This is a genomic window from bacterium SCSIO 12827 (assembly GCA_024397995.1).
Classification (GTDB): Bacteria; Pseudomonadota; Alphaproteobacteria; order Rhodospirillales; family Casp-alpha2; genus UBA1479.
Genome location: CP073746.1, coordinates 3,215,331 through 3,229,631, shown reverse-complemented (window position 1 = coordinate 3,229,631; position 14,301 = coordinate 3,215,331). Strand labels below are relative to the sequence as shown.

The window sequence follows — 14,301 nt, the reverse complement described above, 5'->3', positions numbered from 1 at the left end:
GTCCGTCCGGGGCCCCGCGTCTGAAACCTGCACCGGAAAGCGCGAAGGCACGTGGAAACCATCATCAACATCGTCGGCGGCGTCGCCCTGCTTTTGTGGGGCATCCGCATGGTGCGCACGGGGATCACCCGGTCGTTCGGCGCGGACCTGCGCCATGCGCTCGCGGCGTCGGCCCGCAACCGGGTGACGGGCCTGGCCGCCGGGTTCGGCGTCACCGCCATCCTGCAAAGTTCGACCGCCACGGCGCTGATCGTTTCGTCCTTCGCCGGGCAGGGGCTGCTGGGCGGCGTCGCGGCGCTGGCCATCATGCTCGGCGCCGACGTCGGCTCGACCATGATCGTGCAGGCCCTGTCACTTGATCTGGAATGGCTGTCGCCGGTGCTGATTTCGGCCGGCGTATTTCTGTTCCTGTCCACGGAAAATAGCCGCCGTCGCGCCATTGCCCGCGCTCTTCTCGGGCTCGGTCTGATGCTGCTGTCCCTGCGTCTGATCGCCATGGGCTCCCTGCCGTTCCGCGAAAGCGAGGCCATGGCGGTGCTGGTCCATCCCCTGACCAACGAACCGCTGCTGGCCGTGGTGTTCGCGGCGGCCCTGACCTGGGCGTCCCATTCGTCCGTCGCCGTGGTGCTGTTGATCCTGTCGTTGGCGGGCATGCAGGTCCTGAACGTGCAGCTGGCCATGACCATGGTTCTGGGCGCTAACCTGGGCGGTGCTTTGGCCGCGGTCGGGTTGACGGCCAAGTCCCTGCCGGCGGTGCGCCGCGTGCCGCTCGGCAATTTGTTGATGCGCATGATCGGCGTGTTCGCCGTGTTGCCCTTGGTGCCCTACCTGCAACCCTATCTGGCGGTGGCCGGCGACACGCCGGCGCGCCTGCTCGCCAATTTCCACACGGGGTTCAACCTGGCCCTGGTCGTGGTGTTCCTGCCGGCGCTGGCCCTGGTCGATTGGGCTGCCCGGCGCATCGCCCCCGACCGCCCGGCGACCGACGATCCCGGCAGCCCCCGCTATCTCGACGAGGGGGCGCTCGATACGCCCTCCGTGGCTTTGACCGGGGCGGCGCGCGAAACCTTGCGCATGGGCGATGCCGTGAAATCCATGCTGTCCGCCACGCGCGACGTACTGCGCACCAACGACGCGGGCCTGCGCAAGACGGTCGAAGCCCAGGACGACGTGGTCGACCGATTGCATGAGGCGATCAAGCTTTACCTGACCCGTCTGACCGAAGAGGAAATGGACAAGGCGGAAAGCCAGCGTAGCATCGAAATTCTAAGCTTCACCACCAATCTGGAACATGTCGGCGACATCATCGACAAGAACCTGATGGAACTGGCGGGTAAGAAGATCAAGGGCCATATCAACTTTTCCGATGAAGGTTATCGGGAGCTGGAAGCCTTCCACAACCGCATCATGCAGAACCTGGATCTGGCGTTGCATGTTTTCGTGTCGGCCGATGAGGATGCCGCGCGCCGGCTGCTGCACGAGAAGACTGAAATCCGAGATCTGGAACGCCGCTATGTGGAAAACCATTTCCGCCGCATGGGCGAACGACGTCCGGATACCCTGGATTCAAGCGCCCTGCATCTGGACGTGCTGCGCGACCTCAAACGGGTCAACAGCCATCTGACCTCGGTCGCCTATCCGATCCTGGAACGCATGGGCGCACTCACGGAAAGCCGCCTGATCGAGGATGCCGCGGAAAAGCAAAGCCGGGACCGGGACGCGACCCTGCCCCTGGGCGTTCAGCCCAAGCGGGAAGACGGCTGACCGTCTAGCCGGTCAGCCCGCGCAGGCGTTCCGTGCGCCGACGCAGCAGTTCCAGCGTCGTCAGCAAGGCAATCGAGAACAAGACCAGGATCGTCGCCGCCGCCAGGATGGTCGGTGAAATCTGTTCGCGGATGCCGTTCCACATCTGCAACGGGATGGTCTGCTGATCGTAGGATGCGACGAACAGGACCACGACAACCTCGTCGAACGAGGTGACGAAGGCGAACAGCGCCCCCGAAATCACCCCAGGCAGGATCAGCGGCAAGATCACCTTGCGGAAGGTCGTCACGGGTGATGCCCCCAGGCTGGCCGCGGCATGGATCAGCGAGCGGTCGAAGCCGGACAGGGTCGCCGTCACGGTGATGATGACGAACGGGATGCCCAGCATGGCATGGGCCAACACGATGCCGATGTAGGTATGGGCCAGCCCGGCCTTTGAATAGAAGAAGAACAGACCCGTCGCGGAAATGATCATCGGCACGATCATGGGCGAGATCAGCAACGCCATGATCGCGCGGCGGAACGGCATTTCCGGGCGCGACAGGCCGAGTGCGGCCAGGGTGCCCAGCGCCGTCGCGATCAGGGTCGAGGAGATGCCGATGACGAAGGAATTCTTGGCCGCGTGGATCCATTGCGAATTGGCCCAGGCGTCCGCCCACCAGGCCCCGTCACGCACCGCGTCGGGCGCGGTCATGCCGTAGGTCAAAAGCCGGTCGTACCAACGCAGGGAAAAGCCGTCGGGGTCGAGCGCCAGCATGTCGCGGGTGAAGGTGAAATAGGGCTCGGCATTGAACGACAGCGGCACGATGACGATGATGGGGGCGATCAGGAACAGGAACACCCCGGCGCAGAACGCCAGGTAGAGGCGTCGCCAGATGCGCTCGAACGTCGTTGCGTGCGGAGGCATGGGCATTTTCTGGACCTATCCCAGCTTCATGTTGTCGACGCCGACCAGCCGGTCATACAGCCAGTACAGCAGGATCACACCGCCGAGCAGCAAGGCGCCGAGCGCCGCCGCCAGACCCCAGTTGAGGCTTTGCAGCATGTGGAAGGCGATCTGATTGGAAATCAGCTGCCCGGACGAGCCGCCGACCAGGGCCGGCGTGATGTAGTAGCCGACGCTGATGATGAACACCAACAGGATGCCGGCGCCGATGCCGGGCACGGTCTGCGGCAGGTAAACGCGCAGAAACGCCGTCACCGGCCCGGCGCCCAGCGACCGCGCGGCGCGCACGAAGTCCTTGGGCACGGTCTTCATCACCGAATAGAGCGGCAGGATCATGAACGGCAGCATGATATGGGTCATGGCGATGACCGTGCCCCATTGATTGTACATAAGCTCCAGCCGCCCGTTGTCGCTGAGAATACCGACCGAGACCAGCATGTCGTTCAGCACTCCCTGGCTTTGCAGCAAGGTGATCCAGGACGTCGTGCGCACCAGCAGAGACGTCCAGAACGGCAGCAGCACCATGACCATCAGCAGGTTGGAATACTTGAGCGGAAGGCTGGCCAGAAGATGCGCTGCCGGATAACCCAGGATCAGGCAGAGCCCGGCGACCAGGGCCGACAGGAGCAGGGTGCGCAAAAACAGGTGGCCATAGATGCGCCGGTTTTCAGGTGCGCGGACGATATCGCCTTCGGCGTCATAGGAAAGGTCCAGGGCCTGGGCGTAGAAGGCGGCGGTATGTGGCGCGGCGGCACGGGTCATTACGGTCCAAAGGTGCAATTCACCCCATTCCTCGTTGAGGGCGAGAAGCTGATCCTTGTAGGGCGGGCCCTTGATCCGCTTGATCTTGCGCGCGGTCGACTTGAACAGGCTGGTGGCGCCCGTGCGTTCGTAATTGATGCGCGTGCCGACCTGGGCATGGGTGCGGTTGGCGCGCGCTTCCGTAAGGTCGAGGACCAGGGCCTTGAAGGCGTCTTCCCCCCGCACCTGCGTCACGTCATGGGCGCGCAACCAGGATGACAGGCGCGGCATGTTGTCGGAAAACACGGGATTGTAGATGCTGAGATAGAGCATCTGGCCGATCGGCACGGCGAAGGTCACGATCACGAACAGCAGCAGGGGCGCGACCAGGAACAAGGCCTTCAGGCGCGCGCGTCGGGTCGCCCGCGCCAGGGCGGTCTTCAGCGGCGTGCCGTCGCCGGTGGTCAGCGGGCCAAGGTCGCCCGCCGCCACGGTGTCGGTTGCCGTCGGCATCCCCGGTTCCTGCCCTTGCCGCCTAGTTGGAGGCGATCCAGGCGTTGAAGCGTTCGTTCAGTTCCGAATCCCGATCAGCCCAGAATTCGAAATTGTTGACCAGCGCATTGCCCATGTTGGCCGCCGCCGTCGGCATATGCGGGGCCATCTGGGTCTTGCCGTCCTGGTACAGGCCGACCAGCTTGCCCGACGATTTCCGCGCCGGGCCGTAGGCGATGTATTTGGCCTGATCGGCCAGGCGCTGGGTGTCCGTGGCGAACTTGATGAACTCCAGGGCCAGGTCCTTGTTGGGGGCGCCCTTGGGGATGACGAACAGGTCGAAGTCCAACACCTGGCCGTCCCACACGATCTTGAAGGGTTTGTCCTCGCCGATGGCGGCGTTGAAGATGCGGCCGTTATAGGCGGTGGTCATGGAAACCTCGCCGTCGGCCAGCAGCTGCGGCGGCTGGGCGCCTGCTTCCCACCACACGACGTGTTTCTTGATGGTGTCCAGTTTCTTGAACGCGCGGGCAACGCCGGCATCCGTGGTCAGCAGCTTGTAGACCTCGGCCGCCGGCACGCCGTCGGCCATCAATGCCATTTCCAGGTTCGGCTTGGCACCTTTGCGCAGGCCCCGCTTACCGGGGAATTTCTTGACGTCGAACAGGTCGGCGATGGTCTTGGGTTCCGCCCCTTTGAACTTGGCCGCGTCATAGGCGAACACGGTCGACCACACGATGTTGGCGACGGCGCAATCGGTCAAGGCACCTTCGATGAAGTCCTCGGTCGCGGGCGTGCCATCGGGGGCCGGCGGCAGGACCGAGGGGTCGATGGTTTCCAAAAGACCTTCGTCGCAGTAACGCACGGCATCGGAATATTCCACGTCGGCCACGTCGATGGACACGTTACCCGCCTTGACCTGCGCCTTGATGGGGGCGGCCGGGTTGGGGGCATCGACGGATTTGATCTTGTGCCCTGTCTGGGTCATCCAGGGTTTGTGATAGGCCTCGACCTGGCTTTTTGTATAGGCGCCCCCCCAGGACACGACGGTGATTTCTCCGGCGGTTGCGGGCTGGCCGGCCAGCACCAGTCCCGCGGCAAGGGTAGCGACGGCAATCGGTTTGAAGGCGGTCATCTTGGTCTTCTCCTGCATCCGTTAAGTCATTCGTTTCAAGTGTCGATGGGATCGAGCGCGCGGCAATCGGCGGCCTGCCAGCCGATGGCGACGGTGTCGCCCATCTTGACGGAAGGGCGTTCCCCGTCGTTGCGCAGCTTGACCACGAAGCCGTCGTTACCGGCCACGGTCATGCGTACGCGGATATGGTCGCCGAGGTAGATCAATTCCTCGACGCGGCCGATCAGGCGGTTGGCCAGGCTGTCGTCCCCGGGCGCGACCAGCGCCACCCGTTCCGGGCGGATCGACAGGGTCGCCCGTTCGCCGGCGCCGGCGACATTGACGGCCAGCGCGGTAACGCTGCCGCCGCCGTCCAGATCGACGCGGCATTCACCGCCCTGGATGTCCGTTATACGCCCGGACAGGCGGTTGTTCTCACCGATGAACTGGGCGACGAAGGAATTGGCAGGCTTTTCATAAAGTTCGTCCGGCGTCGACAACTGCTGCACCACGCCCTGGTCGAACACGCAGATGCGGTCGGCCATGGTCAGGGCCTCGGCCTGATCATGGGTGACATAGACCACGGTGACGCCCAAATTGTCGTGGATATGCTTGATCTCGTACTGCATTTGCTCGCGCAGCTGCTTGTCCAACGCGCCCAGGGGCTCGTCCATCAGGATCAGGTCCGGCTCGAACACCAGGGCACGGGCGACGGCCACGCGCTGCTGCTGGCCGCCGGACAGTTGCGCCGGGCGGCGGCTGCCGAAATCGGGCAGTTCGACCATCTCCAGCGCGCGGGCGACCTTGGCCGCGATCTCGGCCTTGGGCATCTTGCGCACGCTTAAGGGGAAAGCCAGGTTTTCCGCCACGGTCATATGCGGGAACAGGGCGTAGTTCTGGAACACCATCCCGATGCCCCGCTTGTGGGGCGGTACGGCGTTGATGGGCTGGTCGTTCAGGTAGATTTCGCCGTGGGTCGCAGGCTCGAACCCGGCCAGCATCATCAGGGAGGTCGTCTTGCCCGATCCCGATGGTCCCAGCATGGTCAGGAATTCGCCCCGGGCGATGTCCAGGTTCAGATCCTTGATGACCAGGGTTTCGCCGTCATAGCTCTTCTGAACGTTCTCAAAGCGGACACTGGCGCCCGTGCCGCCGGTGGCGGGGGCAATTGTCTCTGTCGGTTCGCTGCTGCGTTGAATATTCAATACCGATCCGTACGGTCTGTTTCCGCGGTTAAAACATTATACGTGCCGTGATCCTGGCCAAGGTAGAGGACCGGGCGGCACCCCGCAACCGCCCGCCGGGAGAAAACGGGTACAGGGCGCGGAAATCCGCCACATGCGTTGACAAAGGGGGCGTAATGCCTATACTCCCGCGCTTCCTTTCCGGGAACGTGGATGTCGCTGCATATCGGGCCCATCCCGCCCCCTCCTGAAGCCCACAAGGGCCAGGGAGGGATCAAGGCCTACCGGGACAACGTAGACCGCCGCGGCGATAAAAACCGGCCGCCGGCAAAGCAAAAAGGACTGATAAGTCATGTCGAAGCGTCTTGCCTCGAAGTACAAGATTAACCGCCGCTTGGGCGAAAACCTTTGGGGTCGCCCGAAAAGCCCCGTCAACACCCGCGAATACGGCCCCGGCCAGCATGGTCAGCGGCGCAAGAAGCCGTCCGACTTCGGCACCCAGCTGATGGCCAAACAGAAGCTGAAGGGCTACTACGGCAATATCTCGGAAAAGAAGTTCCGCAAGTATTACGCCGAAGCCTCGCGCCGCAAGGGTGACACCTCGGAAAACCTGATCGGCTTGCTGGAGCGCCGCCTGGACGCCGTCGTCTATCGCATGAAATTCGTGCCGACGGTGTTCTCCGCTCGCCAGTTCATCAACCACGGCCATGTGAAGGTGAACGGCAAGAAGGTCAACATCTCCTCCTATCAGGTCAGCGAAGGCGATCTTATCGAGGTCAAGGACAAGTCCCGGGAAATGCCCCTGGTGCTGCTGGCCATCGAATCGTCCGAACGCGACGTGCCCGACTACATGGAAGTGAACCACAAGAAATTGGCCGGTACCTTCCTGCGCACGCCGAAGCTGGCCGATGTGCCCTATCCGGTTCAGATGGAACCGAACCTGGTCATCGAATTCTATTCCCGCTAAGGGGATTCACGGATTGGCGCGGTTTTCTCCGCGCCGGAAAAGGGGCACCATCGGGTGCCCCTTTTTTGTTGCTTGGGAACGGGAAGGAAACCAGCCATGACACCAACCGAAATCGTCGAAAGTTTCTATGCCGATGTATGGAACCGCCGGGATTACGACCAGGCAAGGCGCATCATCGCCAAGGACTTTAAATTCCGCGGCTCCCTCGACGATGAACGTCAGGGCGTCGAGGGCTTCATTGATTACAACAAAGGCGTTCACAAAGCGCTCGGCGGCTATACCTGCACCATCCGCGACATGGTGGCGGCAGGGGGACGTATCGCCGCTCAGATGTACTTTGAAGGCGTCCATCAGGACGACTTCTTCGGGGTGCCGGCCACGGGAAGAACGCTGCACTGGATGGGCGCAGCGTTCTTCGAGATATCGGAGGATCAGATTCAGCGCCTCTGGGTGCTGGGTGATATTGACGGCCTGAAGCGTCAATTGGGCCTGACGGAAAGCGCTTGGGCGTGACCGTGGGCGCCGCCGCCCCGGAGCAGGGGGCGGCGGGCCATTGGGTCAGGCTGCGGCCGCTTCTTCGGCGGGCGCCTGGCGGATCAGGTAATCGAAGGCGGAGAGGGCTGATTTCGCCCCTTCGCCCATGGCGATGATGATCTGCTTGTGCGGCGTGGTCGTCGCGTCGCCGGCGGCGAAGATGCCGGGGACGGAGGTCTCGCCCCGCTGGTTGACCTCGATTTCGCCGCGCGGGCTCAGGTCCAGCGCACCCTTCAGCCATTCCGTATTGGGCACCAGGCCGATCTGCACGAAGATGCCTTCCAGTTCGATCGTGTGCGCCTGCTCGGTCGCCCGGTCCTGATATGTCAGGCCGGTGACCTTGCCGCCGTCGCCCCGCACTTCCGTGGTCAGGGCCTGGGTGATGACGGTGACGTTGTTCAGGCTGCGCAATTTGCGTTGCAGGACCTCGTCCGCCCGCAGTTGCTTGTCGAACTCGATCAGGGTGACATGGGCGACGATCCCGGCAAGGTCGATCGCCGCTTCTACGCCCGAGTTGCCGCCGCCGATCACGGCCACGCGCTTGCCCTTGAACAGGGGGCCGTCGCAGTGCGGGCAGTAGGCGACACCACGGTTGCGGTATTCGTCCTCACCGGGCACGTTCATCTGCCGCCAGCGGGCTCCCGGGCTCAGCACGATCGACCGGGCGTCCAGCGTGGCGCCGCTTTCCAGGGTGATCCGGTGCAGGCCGCCCGGCTGCGTGGCGGGGGTCAGGGCCGTCGCGCGCTGCAGGTTCATGATGTCGACGTCGTAATCCCGCACATGGGCCTCCAGTGACGCCGCCAGGGCGGGGCCTTCCGTATGCGGCACGGAGATGAAGTTCTCGATGGCCATGGTGTCCAGCACCTGGCCGCCGAACCGTTCCGACGCAACGCCCGTGCGGATGCCCTTGCGCGCGGCATAGACCGCGGCCGCGGCACCGGCCGGCCCACCGCCGACAATCAGCATGTCGAACGGGTCCTTGGCGTCGATGGCTTCGGCGGCGCGGTCTGCGGCCCCCGTGTCCAACTTGGCCAGGATCTGTTCCAGTTCCATGCGGCCCTGGGCGAAGGGCTCGCCGTTCAGGTAGACCGAGGGCACGGCCATGACCTTGCGGGCCTCGACCTCGTCCTTGAACAGGCCGCCGTCGATGGCGACATGGGTGACGCCTGGGTTGAACACTGCCATGACGTTCAGCGCCTGGACCACGTCGGGGCAGTTCTGGCAGGACAGGGAGAAATAGGTTTCGAAATGGAACTCACCACTCAGGCCCTTGACCTGTTCCAGAACCTCGGGTGCGACCTTGGGCGGGTGGCCGCCCGAATGCAGCAGGGCCAGCACCAGGGACGTGAATTCGTGGCCCAGCGGGATACCGGCGAAGCGCAGGCCCGTTTCCACGCCGCCGCGCAGGATCGTGAAGGACGGCACGCGGTCGTCGGCTTCCGCACCTTCGGCGCGCCGCCAGGAGACTTTGTCCGACAATTGGGCGATGTCGCCCAGCAGGGTTTCCAGGTCCCCTGACGCCTTGGCGTCGTTCAGGGTCGCGACGAGCTCGATGGGCGCGCGTAGGTTCTCCAGATAGCCTTTCAGCTGGGTCTTCAGGGTATCGTCCAACATGGTCCTGTCTTTCGTTCTTTGAATTTTCGTCTGGGGTCGTTTCTTCGTGTCGCGGGGTCCGGCGGACGGGGCGCGTCGCCCCAGGGAGGAGAAGGGAGACGCGCCCGCTTGCCGGGTCGGGCTTAGATCTTGCCGACCAGCTGCAGGGAGGGGGCCAGCGTTTCGGCGCCTTCTTCCCATTTCGCAGGGCAGACTTCATCCGGATGGGCGCGCACGTACTGGGCGGCCTTGATCTTGCGCAGAAGCTCGGTCGCGTTGCGGCCGACGCCTTCGGAGGTCACCTCGACGATCTGGATCACACCGTCCGGGTCGACCACGAAGGTGCCGCGGTCGGCGAGGCCCTGGCCTTCACGCATCACCTCGAAGTTGCGGGTGATGGTGCCGGTCGGATCGCCGACCATGGGGAAGGCGATCTTGCCGATGGCGGGCGAGGAATCATGCCAAGCCTTGTGCGAGAAATGGGTGTCGGTGGAGACCGAATAGATCTCGACGCCCATCTTCTGGAATTCGGCGTAATTGTCGGCCAGGTCTTCGAGCTCGGTCGGGCAGACGAAGGTGAAGTCGGCCGGATAGAAGAAGAAGACGGCCCATTTGTCTTTCACGTCGGCATCGGTGACGGTGACGAACTTGCCGTCCTTGAAGGCTTCGGCCTTGAACGGCTTCATTTCGGTATTGATGAGAGACATATCGGCTCCGTTGGTTGGTGTTGTTGGTACACCCCCTAGATAGCCAAATGCGAATGACTATTAAAATGAATTTACTGATTAAATTAAATCGATAAATACGATTAATTTAAATTTGAATGACAAAATAACGATTTTTAGCTGGGCGGGCCCCGAGAGCCGCGAATGGATACCCAAACGAAAAGGACCGCCAAACGGCGGCCCTTCCCTCAAGCCCTCCCTGGAAACTCGGGGGCCTCATTTTTATGGGGTGATTAAACCCGAACAAATAAGACGAAATTCAAGCGGCGTTTTCAATGCCTTTTTCGTCCAACAGCTGCTTCAGCTCGCCGGTTTCATACATTTCCCGGATGATGTCGCAGCCGCCGACGAATTCGCCCTTCACGTAAAGCTGGGGGATGGTCGGCCAGTTGGTGTAGGCCTTGATGCCCTCGCGAATCTCCATGTCGTCCAGGACGTTGACGCCCTTGAACTTGACGCCGATGGTCGACAGCGCCTGCACCACGGCGGCGGAAAAACCGCACTGCGGGAACATGGGCGTGCCCTTCATGAACAGCACCACGTCGTTGTCGTCTACTTCCTGCTTGATCTGGGCGAAAACGGGATTCTCGCTCATCTGTGTGTCCTTTCGTTGGGCCCGGCGTAAAATTTCCGGGCGAATCTCCTGAGACGGCCTGAAGTTCAGCCGGCCGGGGCCGATGTCTGCAGGGCAAGGGCGTGCAGTTCGTTGCCCATGCGGCCCTGAAGCGCCTGATAGACCATCTGGTGCTGCTGAACGCGGGATTTGCCCCGGAAGGCTTCGGACACCACGACGGCGAGGTAATGATCCCCGTCACCGCGCAGGTCTTCAATGGTCACTTCCGCGCCCGGAATTCCTTCCCGGATAAGCGTTTCGATCTCGCCTGCGGCCATGGCCATGGTTGGGTCCCCAAATTCAGCAATCCATTGGGTGAAGATATGGCGTGCCTGCGGCCCAAGGTCAACAGTCCGAGTGTGCGGAAATTCCGCCGCCGCAGCCTTAGGGCTGAGCCATATAGGCCGGCATCCAGCTTTCATGGACGGTTCGCAGGTCCGCCAAGGCAATCCCGCCATGGCCGTCAACGATGATCTCGCCGCCGCCGCAGGTGCCGAGGACCAACGCCGGTACGCCCGTGTCGCGGGCGGCGGCGGCAATCTGCGCCGCGTCGCTGGTGGTGACCAGATAGCGTCCCTGGTCCTCGCCGAACAGGAAGGCGGTGGTATTGACGCCGTCAGGCAGGGTGATCTGGGCGCCCAGGTCACCCGAGAGCGCCATTTCCGCCAGCGCCACCAGCAGCCCGCCGTCGGACAGGTCATGGCAGGCGGTGATCTGTCCCGTTTCGATCAGCGAGCGCACGAAATCGCCGGTGCGCCGCTCAATCCCCAGATTGACCGGGGGCGGGGATCCGGCCTCGCGGCCCTCGATCTCGCGCAGATACAGTGATTGGCCCAGATGCCCCTTGGTCGCACCGATCAGAACCAGGGTTTGTCCTTCGCCCGGAAGGGCGGCACTGACCCGCTTGGCCGCGTCCTGCAACAGGCCGACGCCGCCGATGGTCGGCGTCGGGGGAATGCCCGTGCCGTTGGTTTCGTTGTACAGCGACACGTTGCCCGAGACGACGGGGAAGTCGAGCGCCACGCAGGCCTCGCGGATGCCTTCGACGCAGCCCACGAACTGGCCCATGATTTCCGGGCGTTCCGGATTGCCGAAGTTCATGTTGTCGGTGATGGCGATGGGCTTGGCGCCGACGGCAACCAGGTTGCGCCAGGCTTCGGCCACGGCCTGGCGGCCGCCCTCGACGGGGTCGGCCAGGCAATAACGGGGCGTGCAATCGGAGGTCATGGCCAGCGCCTTCTTGGTGCCGTGCACGCGGACCACCCCGGCATCGCCGCCGGGCCGCCCGATCGTGTCGCCCATGACCATGTGGTCGTACTGTTCCCAGATCCAGCGTTTGGACGCCAGATGGGGGCAGCCCATCAGGGTCTTGAGGGCGTCCAAGGGGGCGATGTCTTTTTTTAGGTCGCCGTGGGTAATCTCCGCCTGTTTCGGCGTCGGCACCCAGGGTCGGTCGTATTCGGGACTGGCCAAGGCCAGCGGGTCGATGGGCAGATCGGCGACGATCTCTCCCTTGTGACGCAGCACCATATGGCCCGTGTCGGTCAGCTTGCCGACCACGGCAAAGTCCAGTTCCCACTTGTCGAAAATCTTGCGGGCGTCGTTCTCGCGCCCGGGCTTCAGTACCATGAGCATGCGCTCCTGGCTTTCCGACAGCATCATCTCGTAGGCCGTCATACCCTGTTCGCGCTGCGGCACCTGATCCAGGTCGAGTTCGACCCCGGTGCCGCCCTTGGACGCCATCTCGAAGCTGCTTGAGGTCAGCCCTGCCGCCCCCATGTCCTGGATGGCGACGATCATGTCCGTGGCCATCAACTCTAGGCAGGCTTCGATCAGCAGCTTTTCCGTGAACGGGTCGCCGACCTGAACGGTCGGGCGCTTTTCATCGGAATCATCCGTGAATTCGGCCGAGGCCATGGTCGCCCCGTGGATGCCGTCGCGACCGGTCTTGGAGCCCACATAGATGATCGGATTGCCGATGCCCGTGGCGGCGGAATAGAAAATCTTGTCCTGGTCGGCGACGCCCACGGTCATAGCATTGACCAGGATGTTGCCGTTGTAGCCCGGGTGGAATTCGCATTCGCCGCCCACGGTCGGCACGCCGACGCAGTTGCCGTAGCCGCCGACCCCGGCAACGACGCCCGCGACAAGGTGGCGGGTCTTGGGGTGATCGGGCGATCCGAAACGCAGCGCGTTCAGGTTGGCCACGGGCCTGGCGCCCATGGTGAACACGTCGCGCAGAATGCCGCCCACGCCTGTCGCCGCCCCTTGATAGGGTTCGATGAAGCTGGGGTGGTTATGGCTTTCCATCTTGAAGATGGCGGCCTGGCCGTCGCCGATGTCGACCACGCCTGCGTTCTCGCCGGGACCGCAGATCACGCGCTTGCCTTCGGTCGGCAAGGTTTTCAGCCATTTTTTCGAGGATTTGTAGGAGCAATGCTCCGACCACATGACGGAAAAGATGCCCAGTTCCGTCAGGTTCGGCGCGCGGCCGAGGATTTCCAGAACCTTTTCGTACTCGGCAGGGCTCAGGCCGTGCTCGGCGACGATTTCAGGCGTGATTTCCGGGGAATTCTGGGGAGCGTTCATGGCCGACTTCTTAGCAAATCCCCGGCGTTTGGCAATGTTTTATCGGCCCGGAGGGGGCCAACGGCGGGGATTCCCGTGATTAATTCACGGCACCTAGCGCCAAGGCCGCCGTACCGGTGGGGTTTCGGGCCGGCGCAGACGGATTTTCGGGCTGTCCGTGGCCGTTGACGGCATCGGTCTGCCGCGGATGCCAGCCAGTAGCGAAACGTCCTTGCGCTTGAAGAAGGGCACTAGGACCATGCCGGCGACCGCCCCGCCGACATGGGCCCAGAAGGCGACCCCGCCGCCGCTGCTGGAGTTACCGGCGGCGTTGACGAATTGCAGACCGATCCATGCGGCAAGCGCGATCCCTGCCGGCACGGGCACGACACGCACGAAGATGAGAACCCAGATCAGCACGTTGATCCGCGCCGTCGGATGCAGCAGCAGATAGGCCCCCATGACCCCGGATATGGCGCCGGATGCGCCGACCAGTGGCACGGTCGACCCGGTGTCGATCAGCATATGGGTCATCACGGCGGCCAGGCCGCAGACCAGATAGAAAATCAGAAAGCGGGCATGGCCCATGCAGTCCTCGACATTGTCGCCGAGAATCCAAAGATAGAGCATGTTACCGATCAGGTGCATCCATCCGCCGTGCATGAACATGGAGGTCAGCAGCGTCATTTCCGCCGGAATCCAGGACAGCTCCGGCGACAGGGTTCGTTCGCCGAACACCACGGCGGGGATTGTGCCCAGCGCATAGACCGCTTCCTGGGCGCGGCGCGGGTCCAAGCTTGCCTGCCACAGGAACACGGCCGCGCAGACCGCGATCAGGCCCACGGTCACGTATTGAAAGGAAATGCGGTGCCGGGGATTGGAATCGGATATCGGCAGCAGCATGGAGTGGCGGTCTCCTCGGGACGGGCGGCGGGGCCCTTCAGCGTTACGTGCGGATTATGGCCAAAGCCGGGCGTTCCGGCCAGCATGCGCGGATCCGGCAACGGCCAGCACGTAAATCTGTTGTCCCTGGGGAGGATCAGATTGTATACAATGTGCC

The 14,301-nt window shown here is 63.2% G+C and carries 13 protein-coding genes; 3 read left to right on the top strand and 10 right to left on the bottom strand.

Going from position 1 to position 14,301, the window contains the following annotated elements:
- Nucleotides 1-51 precede the first annotated feature (51 nt).
- Nucleotides 52-1,764: a Na/Pi cotransporter family protein gene (locus KFF05_15095; protein ID UTW51223.1), complete on the top strand. Its 1,713-nt coding sequence runs from the start codon at nt 52-54 to the stop codon at nt 1,762-1,764.
- Between the two features lie 4 nt (nt 1,765-1,768).
- Here the strand turns inward: KFF05_15095 and KFF05_15090 are convergent, their stop codons facing one another.
- Genes KFF05_15090 through KFF05_15075 form a run of 4 tightly spaced genes read right to left on the bottom strand, consistent with a single transcriptional unit; the run spans nt 1,769 to nt 6,226 of the window.
- Nucleotides 1,769-2,677: an ABC transporter permease gene (locus KFF05_15090; protein UTW51222.1), complete on the bottom strand. Its 909-nt coding sequence runs from the start codon at nt 2,675-2,677 to the stop codon at nt 1,769-1,771.
- A gap of 9 nt (nt 2,678-2,686) precedes the next feature.
- Nucleotides 2,687-3,964: an ABC transporter permease gene (locus KFF05_15085; protein UTW51221.1), complete on the bottom strand. Its 1,278-nt coding sequence runs from the start codon at nt 3,962-3,964 to the stop codon at nt 2,687-2,689.
- Nucleotides 3,965-3,986: 22 nt separating this feature from the next.
- Nucleotides 3,987-5,096 (bottom strand): ABC transporter substrate-binding protein, encoded by a 1,110-nt coding sequence (locus KFF05_15080; protein ID UTW51220.1) that lies wholly within the window; start codon nt 5,094-5,096, stop codon nt 3,987-3,989.
- A 17-nt stretch (nt 5,097-5,113) separates the two neighbouring features.
- Nucleotides 5,114-6,226 (bottom strand): ABC transporter ATP-binding protein, encoded by a 1,113-nt coding sequence (locus tag KFF05_15075; protein UTW53740.1) that lies wholly within the window; start codon nt 6,224-6,226, stop codon nt 5,114-5,116.
- A gap of 367 nt (nt 6,227-6,593) precedes the next feature.
- On the opposite strand from KFF05_15075, the gene rpsD reads away from it, so the two are divergent.
- Together rpsD and KFF05_15065 are read left to right on the top strand one after the other, a co-directional pair.
- Nucleotides 6,594-7,208, top strand: a complete 615-nt coding sequence (rpsD, locus tag KFF05_15070; GenBank protein ID UTW51219.1) for a 30S ribosomal protein S4 — start codon at nt 6,594-6,596, stop codon at nt 7,206-7,208.
- Between the two features lie 96 nt (nt 7,209-7,304).
- The gene (locus tag KFF05_15065) at nt 7,305-7,721 is read left to right on the top strand and encodes an ester cyclase (protein ID UTW51218.1); all 417 of its coding nucleotides are present in this window, start codon (nt 7,305-7,307) and stop codon (nt 7,719-7,721) included.
- A gap of 45 nt (nt 7,722-7,766) precedes the next feature.
- Here KFF05_15065 and ahpF read toward each other — a convergent pair whose 3' ends face one another.
- The 6 genes from ahpF to KFF05_15035 form a co-directional block, all read right to left on the bottom strand.
- Nucleotides 7,767-9,356 carry an alkyl hydroperoxide reductase subunit F gene (gene ahpF, locus KFF05_15060; GenBank protein UTW51217.1) on the bottom strand — a complete coding sequence of 530 codons (1,590 nt, stop codon included), beginning with the start codon at nt 9,354-9,356 and terminating at the stop codon, nt 7,767-7,769.
- Between the two features lie 122 nt (nt 9,357-9,478).
- The gene (gene ahpC / locus KFF05_15055) at nt 9,479-10,042 is read right to left on the bottom strand and encodes an alkyl hydroperoxide reductase subunit C (GenBank protein ID UTW51216.1); all 564 of its coding nucleotides are present in this window, start codon (nt 10,040-10,042) and stop codon (nt 9,479-9,481) included.
- Between the two features lie 277 nt (nt 10,043-10,319).
- Nucleotides 10,320-10,655: a Grx4 family monothiol glutaredoxin gene (grxD, locus tag KFF05_15050; GenBank protein UTW51215.1), complete on the bottom strand. Its 336-nt coding sequence runs from the start codon at nt 10,653-10,655 to the stop codon at nt 10,320-10,322.
- Between the two features lie 65 nt (nt 10,656-10,720).
- Nucleotides 10,721-10,957 carry a BolA family transcriptional regulator gene (locus KFF05_15045; GenBank protein UTW51214.1) on the bottom strand — a complete coding sequence of 79 codons (237 nt, stop codon included), beginning with the start codon at nt 10,955-10,957 and terminating at the stop codon, nt 10,721-10,723.
- Between the two features lie 100 nt (nt 10,958-11,057).
- Nucleotides 11,058-13,262, bottom strand: coding sequence for a phosphoribosylformylglycinamidine synthase subunit PurL (gene purL, locus KFF05_15040; protein ID UTW51213.1), 2,205 nt, complete (start codon nt 13,260-13,262; stop codon nt 11,058-11,060).
- A gap of 93 nt (nt 13,263-13,355) precedes the next feature.
- Complete coding sequence (locus tag KFF05_15035) at nt 13,356-14,144, bottom strand: rhomboid family intramembrane serine protease (protein UTW51212.1); 789 nt, start codon at nt 14,142-14,144, stop codon at nt 13,356-13,358.
- Nucleotides 14,145-14,301 lie beyond the last annotated feature (157 nt).

Bases quoted from the DNA above. Each gene is read 5' to 3' on its own strand.
- KFF05_15090 (UTW51222.1), bottom strand. From the start codon at position 2,677: ATGCCCATGCCTCCGCACGCAACGACGTTCGAGCGCATCTGGCGACGC.
- KFF05_15085 (UTW51221.1), bottom strand. From the start codon at position 3,964: ATGCCGACGGCAACCGACACCGTGGCGGCGGGCGACCTTGGCCCGCTG.
- KFF05_15080 (UTW51220.1), bottom strand. From the start codon at position 5,096: ATGCAGGAGAAGACCAAGATGACCGCCTTCAAACCGATTGCCGTCGCT.
- rpsD (UTW51219.1), top strand. From the start codon at position 6,594: ATGTCGAAGCGTCTTGCCTCGAAGTACAAGATTAACCGCCGCTTGGGC.
- KFF05_15065 (UTW51218.1), top strand. From the start codon at position 7,305: ATGACACCAACCGAAATCGTCGAAAGTTTCTATGCCGATGTATGGAAC.
- ahpF (UTW51217.1), bottom strand. From the start codon at position 9,356: ATGTTGGACGATACCCTGAAGACCCAGCTGAAAGGCTATCTGGAGAAC.
- ahpC (UTW51216.1), bottom strand. From the start codon at position 10,042: ATGTCTCTCATCAATACCGAAATGAAGCCGTTCAAGGCCGAAGCCTTC.
- grxD (UTW51215.1), bottom strand. From the start codon at position 10,655: ATGAGCGAGAATCCCGTTTTCGCCCAGATCAAGCAGGAAGTAGACGAC.
- KFF05_15045 (UTW51214.1), bottom strand. From the start codon at position 10,957: ATGGCCATGGCCGCAGGCGAGATCGAAACGCTTATCCGGGAAGGAATT.
- purL (UTW51213.1), bottom strand. From the start codon at position 13,262: ATGAACGCTCCCCAGAATTCCCCGGAAATCACGCCTGAAATCGTCGCC.
- KFF05_15035 (UTW51212.1), bottom strand. From the start codon at position 14,144: ATGCTGCTGCCGATATCCGATTCCAATCCCCGGCACCGCATTTCCTTT.